Annotated in this window: 8 protein-coding genes; 4 read left to right on the forward strand and 4 right to left on the reverse strand. The window is 75.3% G+C overall.

The features are described 5' to 3' along the window. The first annotated feature begins 260 nt into the window (after positions 1–260). Complete coding sequence (locus ACZ7MY_RS39830) at positions 261–2,702, forward strand: SpoIIE family protein phosphatase (RefSeq protein ID WP_499610434.1); 2,442 nt, start codon at positions 261–263, stop codon at positions 2,700–2,702. A 118-nt stretch (positions 2,703–2,820) separates the two neighbouring features. Next, positions 2,821–3,474, forward strand: a complete 654-nt coding sequence (locus ACZ7MY_RS39835; protein ID WP_499610449.1) for a DNA alkylation repair protein — start codon at positions 2,821–2,823, stop codon at positions 3,472–3,474. A 121-nt stretch (positions 3,475–3,595) separates the two neighbouring features. Here the strand turns inward: ACZ7MY_RS39835 and ACZ7MY_RS39840 are convergent, their stop codons facing one another. Both ACZ7MY_RS39840 and ACZ7MY_RS39845 read right to left on the reverse strand, forming a co-directional pair. Continuing rightward, positions 3,596–4,228 (reverse strand): response regulator, encoded by a 633-nt coding sequence (locus ACZ7MY_RS39840; RefSeq protein WP_499610451.1) that lies wholly within the window; start codon positions 4,226–4,228, stop codon positions 3,596–3,598. Then, complete coding sequence (locus ACZ7MY_RS39845; protein WP_499610437.1) at positions 4,228–5,517, reverse strand: sensor histidine kinase; 1,290 nt, start codon at positions 5,515–5,517, stop codon at positions 4,228–4,230. The genes ACZ7MY_RS39840 and ACZ7MY_RS39845 overlap by 1 nt, the downstream gene beginning before the upstream one ends. A gap of 213 nt (positions 5,518–5,730) precedes the next feature. Here ACZ7MY_RS39845 and ACZ7MY_RS39850 point away from each other — a divergent pair, with 213 nt between their 5' ends. Further along, a complete protein-coding gene (locus ACZ7MY_RS39850; RefSeq protein WP_499610439.1) occupies positions 5,731–6,468 on the forward strand; it encodes an ABC transporter ATP-binding protein in 738 nt (245 codons plus the stop codon). Then, a complete protein-coding gene (locus ACZ7MY_RS39855) occupies positions 6,462–9,008 on the forward strand; it encodes an FtsX-like permease family protein (protein ID WP_499610441.1) in 2,547 nt (848 codons plus the stop codon). The genes ACZ7MY_RS39850 and ACZ7MY_RS39855 overlap by 7 nt, the downstream gene beginning before the upstream one ends. Positions 9,009–9,111: 103 nt before the next feature. Here the strand turns inward: ACZ7MY_RS39855 and aceE are convergent, their stop codons facing one another. Continuing rightward, positions 9,112–11,814, reverse strand: coding sequence for a pyruvate dehydrogenase (acetyl-transferring), homodimeric type (gene aceE / locus ACZ7MY_RS39860; protein WP_499610444.1), 2,703 nt, complete (start codon positions 11,812–11,814; stop codon positions 9,112–9,114). A gap of 117 nt (positions 11,815–11,931) precedes the next feature. Then, positions 11,932–12,852: an SDR family oxidoreductase gene (locus ACZ7MY_RS39865; protein ID WP_499610452.1), complete on the reverse strand. Its 921-nt coding sequence runs from the start codon at positions 12,850–12,852 to the stop codon at positions 11,932–11,934. Positions 12,853–12,900 lie beyond the last annotated feature (48 nt).

Below are 12,900 nucleotides of genomic sequence, written 5' to 3' on the forward strand. Positions count from 1 at the left end.
CCCGGAAGAAGGACATCGCCGTCTTCGCCATCGGCAAGGAGGAGGCCGAGGAGGCCGACCTGTGGTTCCCGCTCTGACGGTCCGGCGGGACGCGGGCGCGGACGCGGGCGAACCCGCCCCTCGGGACCTCGACCCCGCCGTCGCCATGCGCCTGCGCCGGCGTTGTCACAGATCCGGCGGCCGGCCGGTCTGATCCCCGAAAGTGCAAATCAGGCATTCTGCCCAGCTGTCTGAGGACGAGACCCTGAGGACGAAACGCGATGACCTGCACCGACGTGGTGACGCTTGGCAAGCATGTGAACGCGCCCGGGATATCCGACTCCGCCTTCGCGATCTTCGACGAGCGGGGGACGGTGGTCGCGTGGACGACCGCCGCCGAGCGTCTGGTCGGACACCCCGCCGCCGACGCGGTCGGCCGTTCCGCCGCTCTTGTGCTGCCGTCCTTCGGGGAGACCCCGTCGATGCCGGCCTTCACCGAACGGTGCCGTGCCGAGAACGGCTGGCCGGGTACGGCGGCGGTGACCCACCGGGACGGGCGGGCGATCGAGGTCAGCCTGCGGATCACGACGCTGCGGGGCCGGAACGGGGCGACCCGCTGGCTGGCCACCCTGACGGACGCCGGCGCGCTCTCCGGGGACGCGGTCAGCGGACCCGTGTGGGGGCCGCTGCTCGCCCGCGCGCCCATCGGAGCCGTCGTCCGCGACCCGCAACTGCGCTGCGTCCTCGTCAACGACGTGATGGAGGAGCACGACGGCGTCCCGAGCGACCGGCGGCTCGGCCGGCGGTTCGTGGACGTCCTGGCCGGCGCCAAGGCCGGCGCCCTCGAAGCGGTGATGCGGCAGGTGCTGAGGAGCGGCACCACCAAGGTGCACGAGTACCGGACCTGGCTGCCGGTGAGCAAGGGCCGGGAGCATCCGTTCGCGGCGTCCTTCCACTGCCTGCAGGGCGCCGACGGCGAATCCCTCGGTGTCTGCGTCATCAGTGCAGACGTCGTCGAGAGCCGGCTGGCGCGCGAGCGCCTCGCCGCCGTCGGCGAGGCCAGCGCCCGTCTGGGCAGCACCCTGGACGTGATGCAGACCAGTCAGGAACTGGCCGACCTCGCCGTGCCGTTGCTGGCGGACTACGTGGCCGTGGACCTGGAGCAGTCCGTGCCCTTCAGCGAGGGCCCGCCGGCGCGCGTCGACCCGGCGAGCGGGCGCCTGCCCGTCCTGCGGAGGGCCGGTCTGGCCTCCGTGCACCCGGGTGCCCCAGGATTGGTGTGGGTGCGGGGCGAACCGGTGCCCGTGCCGCCCCGCTCGCCCTTCGCCCAGGTGATGAGCACGGGCAGGCCGCACCTGGAGCCGATCCTGGACACCGCGCCGGGAACGTGGATCGACCACGACCCGGCCGTGGCGTCGAGGATCCGCGCGAACGGCGTCCACTCGCTGATGGTCGTCCCGATCCGCGCCCGGCGCGCCCTGCTGGGCGTGGTCGTGTTCCTCCGCACCACGGACCCGGAGCCGTTCCAGGAGGTCGACCTGCTGCTGGCCGAGGAACTCGTCGCGCGCGCCGCGCAAGCGCTGGACAACGCCCGCCGGTTCGCCCGCGAGCACACCGCGGCCCTCACCCTGCAGCGCAACCTGCTGCCGCGCCGGCTGAGGGGCGGCACCGCGGTCGAGGCCGCCTCGCGCTACCTGCCGGCCGACATGGACCACGGCGTCGGCGGCGACTGGTTCGACGTCATCCCGCTGTCCGGCGCCCGGGTCGCGCTCGTCGTCGGCGACGTCGTCGGCCACGGGCTGCACGCCGCGGCGACCATGGGCACGCTGCGCGCCGCCGTGCGCACCCTCGCCGACATGGAACTGCCGCCCGCCGAACTGCTGGCCCGCCTCGACGACACGGTCCAGCGGCTCGTCGAGGAGGACACCGACCCCGCGGACGAGACGTCCGCCGTCGTCGGCGCCACCTGCCTGTACGCCGTCTACGATCCGGCCACCCGCCGGTGCGCCATGGCCGGGGCCGGGCATCCGCCGCCCGCGATCGTCGACCCCGGGGGCCGGGTGAGCTTCCCCGACCTCCCCACCGGGGCGCCCCTGGGCATCGGCCTCGGCGACCCCTTCGAAGCGGTCGAACTGGAGCTGCCCGAGGGCAGCTTGATCGCCCTCTACACCGACGGCCTGATCGAGAGCCGCGAGGGTGACATCGAGGAGGGGATGCACCGCCTGGGCGCCGCCCTCGCGGAGCCGGGCCGCTCCCTGGAGGAGCTCTGCACCCTTGCGACGGCGAGCCTCCCGGCGCAGGCCCCCTCGGACGACGTCACCCTGCTCCTGGTCAGGACGCTCTCGCTCAGCCCGGCGCAAGTCGCCTCCTGGTCCCTGCCCAGTGACGAGAGCTCCGTGCGCGACGCCCGGCGACTGGCCGCCGCCCAGCTGACCCGGTGGGGCCTGGACGGGCTCGGGCCCGCCACGGAACTGCTCGTCAGCGAACTGGTCACCAACGCCGTGCGCCACGGCGCCGGCCCGGTCGGCCTGCGCCTGATCCGGCACCAGGCCCTGACGTGCGAGGTGTCGGACACCGGCGCCTGTACCCCGCGGCTGCGCAGCGCGCGCGGCACGGACGAGAACGGCCGCGGTCTCTTCCTCGTCGGCCGGCTCTCCCGCCGCTGGGGGTCACGCGCGGCGGCCCGCGGAAAGGTCGTGTGGGCCGAACTGGAACTGGCCTGACCGCACGATTGGGACGTGGAGCCCGGCCAGGCCTGGCGGCCGCCTCCCGTCTCGTACGCTGGACCCCGTTCGTCAGGGAGAGGAGGCTGCGGTGACCGGAACGACGGCGGCGGAGGTGATGGCCGAGCTGGCCGCACTCGAGGACCCGAAGACGCGCGCCGTGAACGCCAGGCACGGCGACGACCACGGCGTGAACCTCGGCAAGCTGCGCGCGGTCGCGAAGCGGCTCAAGACGCAGCACGAACTCGCACTGCGGCTGTGGGAGACGGACGACACCGCCGCCAGACTGCTGGCGCTGCTGATCTGCCGCCCGAAGGCGTTCGGGCGGGACGAACTGGACACCATGCTCCGCGAGGCGCGCGCGCCCAAGGTGCACGACTGGCTCGTGAACTACGTGGTGAAGAAGAACCCGCACTCCGAGGAGCTGCGCGTGGCCTGGCTCGCGGACCCCGACCCGGTGGTGGCCTCCGCCGGCTGGGCGCTGACGACCGAGCGTGTCGCGAAGAGGCCCGACGGGCTCGACCTCCCGGGACTGCTCGACGTCGTCGAGGCGGAGATGAAGGACGCCCCGGAGCGCCTGCAGTGGGCGATGAACCACTGCCTGGCGCAGATCGGGATCGAGCACGCCGGCCTCCGCACCCGTGCCGTCGGCATCGGCGAGCGCCTGGAGGTGCTGAAGGACTACCCGACCTCGCCGGGCTGTACGTCCCCGTTCGCGCCCGCCTGGATCGCCGAGATGGTGCGCCGCCGGGACGAGCCGGAGACCGCCTGAACGACCACCCGGACGCCGGGAGTCGGGCCGGCCGCCACCCACCGCCGGACGGCCGCGCACCACGGCTGAGCCGCCGGGCCCCGGCCCGCACCGGCCCCGAGCCCGGTCCGCCGCCCCGGACTCAGGCCCTCAGGTAGGCCAGGACGGCCAGGACGCGCCGGTGCGTCCCGTCCGCCGGGGGGAGGTCGAGCTTGGTGAGGATGCTGCCGATGTGCTTGCCCACGGCCGCCTCGGAGACCACCAGTTCGCGGGCGATCGCGCCGTTCGACTTCCCCTCCGCGACCAGCGCCAGCACCTCCCGCTCCCGCGCGGTGAGCCGTTCCAGCGGATCGCGGCGGCGGCGCAGCAACTGCCGTACGACCTCGGGATCGACGACGGTGCCGCCCGCCGCGACCTCGCTCAGCGCCGCGACGAACTCCTCGACCTGGCCCACCCGGTCCTTCAGCAGGTAGCCGAGTCCCGTTCCGTCGCCGGAGTCCAGCAACTCCGCGGCGTAGGCGCGCTGGACGTACTGGCTCAGGACGAGGACGGGCAGGGCGGGCCGCTCTTGGCGCAGCCGCACCGCGGCCCGCAGGCCCTCGTCCTGGAAACCGGGCGGCATGCGGACGTCCGTCACCACCACGTCGGGGGAGTGCTCGGCGACGGCCGCGACCAGCGCGTCGGCGTCGCCCACGGCGGCCACGACCTCGTGTCCGCAGCGGCCGAGGAGGCCGGTCAGCCCGTCCCGCAGCAGCACGCTGTCCTCGGCCAGCACTACGCGGAGCGCTCGGTCCACTCGCAAGGGATCTCCACACGCAGCAGGGTCGGTCCGCCCGCGGGGCTGGACAGGGAGAGTCTGCCATCCAGCACGGACACCCGGTCGGCGAGCCCCGTCAGCCCGCTGCCGGCGCCCGGTTCGGCACCCCCGCGGCCGTCGTCGCGGACCTGGAGGACGAGTCGCCCGTCCCGGTGGCCTCCGCTCACCTCGGCGCGGCCGGCCGCGCTGTGCCGTGCGACGTTGGCGAGGGCCTCGCGGACCACGAAGTACGCGGCGGCCTCGACGGCCCGGGGCAGCCGCCCCGGCAGTTCCAGGTCCACGTCGACGGGCACGGCGGAGCGGTCGGCGGCGTCGGCGACGGCCGCCGCCAGGCCGTAGTCGGCCAGCACCCGGGGGTGGATGCCCCGGACGAGCTCGCGCAGTTCCTCCAGGGCCCGGCCGGCCTCCTCGTGGGCCCGGGCGAGCTGGTCGGCCAGCGGACCGGGCGGCGCGTCCAGCCGGGCCAGTCCCAGGGCCATGGTCAGCGCCACGAGGCGCTGCTGCGCCCCGTCGTGCAGGTCCCGCTCGATCCTGCGGCGTTCCGCCTCGAAGGCGTCCACCAGGCGCACCCGGGAGCGGGTCAGCTCGACGACGCGGGCGCCCAGCCCGCGGTCGCGCGGGGTGAGCAGGAGCCGGGTCAGCCCGGCCCGGGCGCCCGCGGCGACGCCCAGCACGTACGCGCCGAGCGCGAGCAGCAGCAGCCCCAGGAGGGCGGTGCCCCATGCCGCCGGCCACGTGGTGACCGTCCACTGCTTGAGCACCTTCGCCTCGTGCCCCGCCCCGACACCCGCCATCAGCACCGGAGTCGCGACGAGCGAGAGTGGCACCGCCAGGGCGACGACGACGGCCAGCGCGTCCACCGGCCACAGCAGACCCGCCAGCAGCAGGGCGTGGCCGAGCTCGCGCCAGGTCGCCCGCTCCCGCAGCCGCATCGTCAGCCACGCCCACAACCCACCCCTGGCGGGCGGCAGATGGGCCCCCGGTACGGGATCCCGGTCGACCAGGCGCAGCCGGGCCCGCTCCAGGGCGGCGACGGGAAGGCCCGCGAGCGCGGTGAGGACGAGCAGCGGCAGCCCCACCAGGACGACGGCGAGCGCGGCCCCGGCGGTCGCCGCGGTCACGATCGCCACAAGGGCGACGGCGCCCGCGACCACGCCGGTCAGCAGGTACGCCAGCGAGCGCCACGGCCACACGGACAGCAGGAAGCCCCGCCCGGACATCGCCTGCCACACATTCCCCGGTTGCATGCGGATCACCGTAGGACCCGCCCGCGGCCCCGGACCATCCGCCCAGGGCGAGGACGGTGGTATGCCTGGCCCTACCCCGGATTCTCGTCCCTGCCGCACTGCGCCGCGGCCGCCCCGCGGGATTTCGTGGAGCCGTCCGGGAGGCGTCGCTTCCCGGAGCGCTCCGACGCGCCGGCCGCGGCGGAGGACCGGCACCCGACCCAGTGGGGACAGATGAACGACGACGCCATCCGATTGCACGACGTCAGCAGGCGGCACGGCTCCGGCGACAGCGCCGTGACGGCCCTGGACGAGGTCTCCCTCGCCTTCCCCAAGGGCTCCTTCACCGCCGTCATGGGGCCCTCGGGCTCGGGCAAGTCGACCCTGCTGCAGTGCGCCGCCGGCCTGGACCGGCCCACCTCGGGGTCGGTGCTGCTCGGTGACACCGACCTGACCGCGCTCGGCGAGACCCGGCTGACCCTGCTGCGCCGCGAACGCATCGGCTTCGTCTTCCAGGCGTTCAACCTGCTGCCGTCGCTGACCGCCGAGCAGAATGCCGCGCTCCCCCTGCGGCTGGCCGGCCGAAGGCCCTCCCGGGCCGCGGTGCGCGACGTGCTGGGCCGGGTCGGCCTCGCCGACCGGGCCGGGCACCGGCCCTCGGAGCTCTCCGGCGGGCAGCAGCAACGTGTCGCGCTGGCCCGCGCGTTGATCACCCGTCCCGAGGTGCTGTTCGGCGACGAACCGACCGGTGCCCTGGACTCGCGGACGGGCCACGAGGTGCTGACCCTGCTGCGGGGCATCGTCGACCGCGAGGGCCAGACCGTCGTCATGGTCACCCACGACCCGGTGGCCGCCTCCTACGCCGACCGCGTCGTGTTCCTCGTCGACGGCCGGGTGAACGGGGAGTCCGTCACGGCGGGCGCGGCGGACATCGCCGCGCGCATGGCCGGGCTGGAGGCCGCGGCGTGCTGAGCTTCGTCCTGCACGCCCTGCGCACCCGCTGGGTCACCTTCGCCGGCAGCTTCGTCGCGCTGTCCCTGGGCGTCGCGCTGCTGACGGTGACGGGCCTGGTCCTCGCCTCCACCCAGGACGCGCCCGAGCGCGGGCCGGAGCGCTTCGCCGCGGCGCCCGTCGTCGTCCGCGGCCAGGACGCCCTGCGGGTGCCCACGCCGCGGGGCGAGCTGACGCGGCCCCTCGCCCGGCCGCGTGCGGTGCCCGCCGCGACCCTGACCGCGCTGCGGCGCCTCGGCAGGGTCGTGGCGGACCGCGCCTTCCCCGTACGGGCCGAGGGCGGACCCGGGGACCTCGTCGGGCACCCCTGGTCCACCGCCGCGTTCGCCCCGTACGGGCTCACCTCGGGACGAGCGCCGCGTGCCGCCGACGAGGTCGTCGTGACGGGCGGCTGGGCCGCGCCGGGCGAGCGCGTGCGCACCGACCGGGGGACCGTCCGCGTCGTGGGAACCGCCCGTGCCGCGGGGACCGCCCGTGCCGCGGGGACCGCCCGTGCCGCGGGGACCGCCCGTGCCGCGGGGACCGCCCGGGTCACGGGCACCGTGAACGGCCGCGGCTTCGAGGACGCCGTGTTCTACACCGACGCCCGTGCCGCCCGGCTGTGCCCCTTCAGCCCGCAGTCGGTGGTCGACGCCGACGCCTCCGCGGTACGGGACGCGGTCCGCGGCAGCGGCGCCCGGGTGCTCACCGGGAACGACCGCCGGTACGCCGACGCCGACCCCGGCCGGGACGACGAGGCGGTGACCGCGATGAACGCCCTGTTCGGCACCGCCGGCGGCGTCACGGCCTTCGTGTCGGTGTTCGTCGTGGCGTCCACGTTCGCCTTCGCGGTCGACCGGCGCCGCCGCGAGTTCGGCCTCCTGCGCGCCGCGGGCGCCACCCCGGGCGGGCTCCGCCGCATGGTGCTGGCCGAGTCCCTGCCGCTCGGTGTGCTCGCCTCGGCGGCGGGTTGCGTGCTCGGCGGCTGTGCGGCACCGCGGCTCGCCGCGTCCGTGGTCGACGGGGGACTGGCACCGGCCTGGTTCACCGTCGGCGACCACACCTGGCCGTACCACGCCGCCTTCTGGACGGGCCTGCTCGTCGCGCTGTTCGGAGCGGCCGCCGCGTCGTGGCGGGCCGGCCGCACCGGCCCCGCGCAGGCCCTGCGCGAGGCCGCCGTGGACACCGGTGCGATGACGCCCGGCCGCCTGCTGTGCGGCGTCGGCCTGCTGCTGACCGCCGCGGTCACCCTCGGCGTCGCGCTCGCCGGCGACCCCGGCGACCTGCTGCACCGCAAGACGTACGTGAGCCGCCCGATGCTGCTGATCACCGCGACCGCGCTGCTCGCGCCCGTCCTGCTGCGCCCGCCGGCCCGCCTGCTCGCCCGGGTCCTCGGCCGGCTGCCGGGCGCGACCGGCATGCTCGTCGGCGAGAACGCCGCCGCGGGCGTCCGCCGTACCGCCGCGGTCGCCTCGCCGGTGCTGGTCGTGGTCGCCCTCACGGGCTCGCTGCTCGGCGCCACCGCGACCCTCGACCGGGCCGCGGCCCAGGAGGCACGCGAGCGCACCACCGCCGCCTTCGTGGTCACCGCGCCGGGCGGCGGCACGGGCTTCGGCGCCCGGACCCTGGAGCGCCTGCGCGCGGTCCCGGGGACGGAGGTGTCACCGAGCGCGTCGAGCGAGGTGTACGTCCTGGAGGACGGCCCGGCCCTCGTCCGGTCCCCGGCGCGCGCCGCGGACCCGGAGGCGCTCGCCGCCACCGCCCGCCTGCCGCTCGTCGCGGGGACGCTCGCCGACCTCGACGACGGATCGGTCGTCGTCAACGAGGAGTGGGAACACCACTCGGTCGGGCAGAGCGTCCGGGTGTGGCTCGGGGACGGTACGAGCAGGACGCTGCGCGTCGCGGCGGTCATGCCCACCGGCACCGGCGGCAACGGTGTCTACGTCACTCCGGCCAACGCCCCCGGCGCCCCCGTCGACCGCGTGGACGTCGCTTTGCCGGACGGTGCCGACCCCGGCGCGGTGGCCGCGGCGCTGCGGGAGGCGGTGGCGGCGGACGGCGGCCGGGTGCTGACCCGCGGCGAATGGCTCGCGTCCCTGCGGCCGCGGAATGACGGGACGACCCGGCTCGGCTTCCTGCTCGTGCTCGGCATCGCCCTGCTCTACACCGCCATCTCCCTGGTCAACACCATGGTGATGGCCACCTCCGACCGGGTCCGCGAACTGGCCGCGCTGCGGCTGGCCGGGGCCACACGGCGCCAGGTGCTCTGGCTGGTGGCCGCCGAGTCCCAGGCGGTCGTCGCGGTCGGCGCGCTCCTGGGGCTGGCCGTCGCCGTGCTCAACCTCGTCGGCATGAGCTGGGCACTGGCCCTGCTGTCCGCGCCCGGCGCGCTCGAACCACCGTGGGCGGCCCTGGCCGCGGCCGTGGGGGCGTGCGCGGTGCTCGCGGTCGTCGCCTCGACGCTCCCGGCGTGGGCGGTCCTGCGGGGACGCGCGGCGGCACTCGCGGGGTCGCGCGACTGAACCCCCGCACCGCGCGGCTTCCGCTGCGGGGCACGGGCCCCCGGCGTTCCGCGCCGGGGGCCCCAAGGGGACACGCGGGGCGGGCGTGTCCCCTTTGCCGGCCTCAGGCCCGCGGGCCGTACCGTTCGCGCGCCCGCTCCACCGTCTGCGGGGTGACGGCACCGGTGCGCGCCAGCCGGTCAAGGGCGGCCACCACGATCGAGCCGGCGTCCACCCGGAAGTAGCGGCGCACCGCCTCCCGGGTGTCCGACAGACCGAAGCCGTCCGTGCCGAGCGACGAGTAGTCCTGTTCGACCCACTGGCTGATCTGGTCGGGCACCTGCCGCATCCAGTCGCTGACCGCCAGCACGGGCCCGGGTGCCCCCGACAGCGCCGACGTCACATAGGGGACGCGCCGCTCGCCGTCCAGTTGCCGGCGGTCGGCGTCCAGCGCGTCACGGCGCAGCTCCGTCCAGGACGTCACCGACCACACGTCGGCCGCCACCCCCCAGTCGGACGCGAGGAGTTCCTGCGCCTCCAGCGCCCAGTGGATCGCCGTGCCGGAGGCCAGCAGCTGCATCCGCGGCCCGGCGCCCGCCTCCGCCGCCTCCTTGAAGCGGTAGATGCCGCGCAGGATCCCCTCCTCGACCGACGGCCCGTCGGGCATGGCCGGCTGCCGCTTCGACTCGTTGTAGACCGTCAGGTAGTAGAAGACGTCCTCGGGCCGGTCGCCGTACATCCGCCGCAGCCCCTCCCTGACGATCACCGCGATCTCGTAGGCGAATGCGGGGTCGTAGCTCACGGCGGCGGGGTTGGTGGACGCCAGCAGCTGCGAGTGCCCGTCCGCGTGCTGCAGGCCCTCGCCCGTCATCGTCGTGCGCCCGGCGGTGGCGCCGACCACGAAGCCGCGCCCCAACTGGTCGGCCAGCGCCCAGAACTGGTCGCCCGTCCGCTGGAAACCGAACATCGCGTAGAAGATGTAGAACGGGATCATGGGCTCGCCGTGCGTGGCGTACGAGGTGGCGGCGGCCGTGAACTCCGCCAGCGAGCCGGCCTCCGTGATGCCCTCGTCGATCAGCTGACCGTTCTCGGCCTCGCGGTAGTGGAGCAACTGGTCGGCGTCCACCGGCTCGTAGGTCTGGCCGTCCGGGGAGTAGATCCCGGCCGTCGGGAAGAGCGACTCCATGCCGAACGTCCGCGCCTCGTCGGGGACGATGGGCACCCAGCGCCGGCCCGTGTCCGGGTCGCGCATCAGGTCCTTGACCAGCCGCACGAGTGCCATGGTGGTGGCCACCTCCTGCTTGCCGAAGCCCTTCCGCAGCGCCTCGAAGGGGGCCGCCGGAGGCTGCTTCAGCGGCATGGCGACCACCCTCCGCTGCGGAGCGGGACCGCCCAGGGCGGCCCGCCGCTCCCGCAGGTACCGCACCTCCTCGGAGTCCTCGCCCGGGTGCCAGAACGGCACCTGGTCGCCGCTCAGCGCGCTGTCCGGGATGGGCAGCTCCAAGGTGTCGCGCATCCTGCGGAACTGCGCCATCGTCAGCTTCTTCATCTGGTGGTTGGCGTTGCGCGACTCGAAGTCGGAGCCCAGGGTGTGCCCCTTCACGGTCTGGGCGAGCACGACGGAGGGCGCGCCCCGGTGCTCCACGGCCGCACGGTAGGCGGCGTACACCTTCAGAGGCTCGTGGCCGCCCCTCGACTCGGTGAACAGCTCGGTGATCCGGCTGTCGGTCAGCCCCGCCGCGATCCGGGAGAGCGCGTCGCCGGTGAAGAAGTGCTCGCGCACATAGGCGGCGTCCCGCGCCGCGTACGTCTGCATCTGCGCGTCGGGCACCTCGCCGAGCCGCCGCACCAGCGCCCCGTCGGCGTCCTGCGCCAGCACCGGGTCCCAGGCCGCGCCCCACAGGGACTTCACCACGTGCCAGCCCGCGCCGCGGAACCGGCCCTCCAGTTCCCGCACGATGCTGGAGTTCGACCGCACCGGCCCGTCCAGGCGCTGCAGGTTGCAGTTGACGACGAAGGTCAGGTTGTCGAGCCCCTCGCGCGCGGCGAGCGCCAGCGCGGCCAGCGACTCCGGCTCGTCGACCTCGCCGTCCCCGAGGAACGCCCACACGTGCGACCCGGAGGTGTCCTTGATGCCCCGGGCGTGCAGGTAGCGGTTGAACCTGGCCTGGTAGACGGCCGCGAGGGGGCCCAGCCCCATGGAGACCGTGGGGAACTCCCACAGCCACGGCAGCCGCCGGGGGTGCGGGTACGACGGCAGCCCGTGCCCGTCGGCCTCGCGGCGGAAGCCCTCCAGCTGCCTCTCGTTCAGCCGGCCCTCCAGGAACGCCCGGGCGTAGATACCCGGTGACGCGTGCCCCTGCACGTACAGCTGGTCGCCGGAACCGCCCCCGGGGGCCTCCTTGCCCCGGAAGAAGTGCTGGAAGCCGACCTCGTAGAGCCAGGCCGCCGACGCGTACGTCACTATGTGCCCACCGAGGCCCAGGTGCGAGCCACGGGTGACCATGGCCGCCGCGTTCCACCGGTTCAGCGCGGTGATCCGCGCCTCCATGGCGAGGTCGCCCGGGTAGTCCGGCTGGGCGGCCGCGGGGATCGTGTTGACGGGTTCCGAGGAGAGCAGCCCCGGGACCGGCACCCCTGACGCGGACGCGTACGCGTGGACGCGCCGCAGCAGATAGGCGGCGCGGTCGGCTCCGGCGTGCCGGATGACGGCGTCGAGCGACTCACGCCATTCCGCGGTCTCCTCGGCGTCGGGGTCGGGCAGCCCGTCGGGCGTGCCGGACGTGGGGGACTGCGCGAACTGTGCGGACTGCGCCGGATCACTCATCGGCGGCCTTCCTGTCGGGGTGTGCGGAGGGGAGGGCGGCGGCCGCGGAGCGGAACTCACGGACGGCGGCGGCCGCAGGGGAGCCGTCTCGGCGGAGGCGCGGACGGCTCGCGGGCGTCACCGCCGGGCGAGCCAGTCGCGGAACGTGGTGCGGCCCAGGTGGGCGTCCGCTCCCGGGAGCAGCGCGCGGCGCTGCAACTCGGCGCCGAAGAACCACGCGTGCTCGTCGCCGACGACGCGCCTGCCGCCGCCGGTGGCGGTCAGCAGCTCGGCGGTGAGCTCGTCGAGCCCGAACTCCTCGGGCCCGGCGACCTCCAGGGTGCCGAACAACGGCACGCCCACCGCCACGTGCGCGACCGCGGCCGCGACGTCGTCCGCGGCCACCGGGCGCACCAGGGCGGGCGCCACGCGGACGTCGCCGTCCTGGTGCGCGTCCGCCAGGGCCATCGCCTCGACGCACTCGAAGGACAGCGCGGCCCGGACGATCGAATGGGGGACCGGAGAGCGCCGCACCCGGTCCTCCAGCAGGAGCTTCGCGCGGAAGTAGCCCGACGGCAGCCGCTCGGCCCCCACGAAGGACAGGACGACGTGGTGCTCGACCCCCGCCGTCTCTGCGGCGGCCAGCAGGCCGCTCGTGGCCGTGCGGAAGAACTGCAGGCTGACCGGCTCGGCGGGTGAGGGCGCGTCGGTCGCGTCGACGACGATGTCGGCCCCGCGCAGTGCCTCGGCGAGGTCCCCGTGCGGGGTCCCGCCCGAGGGGTCCCCCTGGGGCAGGGCGACGACCTCCACACCGTGGTCGCGCAGCCTCGCGACGGTCCTGGAGCCGACCGTCCCGCCGGCCCCCGCGACAACGACTCTCATCCGGGTCCCTCTCGTCCGCGGGGCCGGCGGCCCCGATGGTGTCCTCGTGACGGCGCAGCCGGCCGCTCCACCTGCTGTGACCACGGCGGCGCCGCGGTTGTGACAGCACCGCGGGGCGGCGTCGGCGGGAGGACGGGGGGGTGCCTCTATGTCCTTCGTCAAGCCTGTGCTGGTCACGCGGTGGCTGTTGCGGATGGGCGCGGTTCGTAGAAGGTGCCGTCGCGG

This window comes from Streptomyces sp. NPDC111520 (genome assembly GCF_055635295.1).